The 1,523-nt window shown below is 62.2% G+C and carries 3 protein-coding genes; 1 reads left to right on the top strand and 2 read right to left on the bottom strand.

What is annotated here, in order from left to right:
- The coding region (locus tag QZ332_RS13685) for a hypothetical protein (RefSeq protein ID WP_295766452.1) at positions 1-396 on the top strand (396 nt) is incomplete at its 5' end.
- Here the strand turns inward: QZ332_RS13685 and QZ332_RS13680 are convergent.
- Both QZ332_RS13680 and QZ332_RS13675 read right to left on the bottom strand, forming a co-directional pair.
- The gene (locus QZ332_RS13680; protein ID WP_295766450.1) at positions 366-854 is read right to left on the bottom strand and encodes a hypothetical protein; all 489 of its coding nucleotides are present in this window, start codon (positions 852-854) and stop codon (positions 366-368) included. The genes QZ332_RS13685 and QZ332_RS13680 overlap by 31 nt on opposite strands.
- 14 nt (positions 855-868) lie before the next feature.
- Positions 869-1,523 (bottom strand): hypothetical protein (locus tag QZ332_RS13675; protein ID WP_295766448.1); only part of this gene is annotated, 655 nt, incomplete at its 5' end.

Raw genomic sequence — 1,523 nt, 5'->3', positions numbered from 1 at the left:
TTCCTGACCGAACAGGACAACGCCGTTAGGACGGCTTTGTATGATAAGGCGGACGCGGGGGATCCGCAGTGGTATGAGCTGCCCCTGGCAGCCTCCGACCTTTTGGGCAATTACACGATCGGGAGCAAGTACCGCAAAGACGCGATGGGGGTCGTACACCTGATCTTGAGCTGTGGCCTGAAGGGTGGCGCTGCCCCGGTCCCCAACGGGACTTTGATCGCGATCTTGCCGGAAGGATACCGCCCGCTGGTATCTTATCATGTCCCGGCCTACGACTACTATTGGCTGAAAGACCAGCTCATCAACATCGGCGTGGACGGGAGGATCACGGTCAGCACGCAGGAGCAGGGGACGATCGGCAACATCTACCGCGAACTGCTCTTCACGACCGGCTGAGCGGAGTAGAAGCAAACGCTCCCGGCCCCGCTGCCGCCGGCCCAGACCGTGCCGTCCGGATGGACGGTGACGTCCCCGGAGCCGACGGCAGCGCGGGGACGGTAGCCCTCCGGCAGCATGGCGGCCCTGATGGCCCCTCCGCCGGAGCCATCGGTGGAAACGGCCACGTTCAGGACCACAAGGCCTTCGGAGCTTCGCCGGAAGTGGTTGGCTTGGCCCAGGATGGCCGTCGCCTCAGGGGAAAGGCACAGGGGGATGTCCTGGCCCTGCCGCATCTGCTGCCAGCCGGCACGCAGCGCTTCGGAACAGTCGGGCCTGGAGGACAGTTCGTGATCCTCCGCCAAAGGACTGTAGATGCCGCCGTCTTTCGTCCGGACCTCCTTGTCCGTATAGGATACGACGTCCTCGATCATCAGTACCGGCCTATCCGTCCCGATCTTGTACAAATACAAAGTCATACTGTCTCCCTCCCTCATAACAGCGTCCCGTCGCTCTTGACGATGATACCGCCCGTTTTCGAGTTGGATGCCCCGCCCAGCAGATCGGGGGTCCCTTCACTCAGCAGCAGTACGCCGCCTCGATATACCCTCCCGCCGACCTTGTTCCCGGAACCCGTCACACCGTTCGCGGATACGACAGAGCTCCCGGAGGCGCGGACAGCAACGCCCACGTTGCTGATGGTGCTGTTCACTATGACCACTTTGCTGAGCACTGCGGACACACCGTACTGCCCCTGTGTGCTCTCTCCGTCGATGTCCAGGGACTCCAGGCTGACATTCGGAGCGTCTTCTGCATAGACCAAAGCAGACGTCCAGTTCGGCTCCCTCAAACGGACCTTCAGCCCGATCAGGCGGATGTAAGCGGAAGACCGCTCGATCGAGGCTCCGTCCTCTAAGGTCACGTCCCCATCGGCGGTCAGCCAGATCGAACCGGGGCCGTAGAAGCCCTGGAACTTCAGCGTCGGATGGACAGCCCCACTGGATACCGTGATCCCATAGTGGTCCGACAGCAGCCGGGGCAGGGAATTAATGAACGCAGCCAATCCTTCCGCCGGGACGGTGACATCCCGTGTCGAGGTCCGGACGGCCTCTACCGTCCTCTGAGCGGATACGTCCGCCTTATCATAC

The organism is uncultured Oscillibacter sp. (genome assembly GCF_910584465.1).
Taxonomy (GTDB): Bacteria; Bacillota; Clostridia; order Oscillospirales; family Oscillospiraceae; genus Oscillibacter.
Note: the sequence above shows the minus strand (reverse complement) of the source record. Positions and strands in the feature narration are given on the sequence as shown.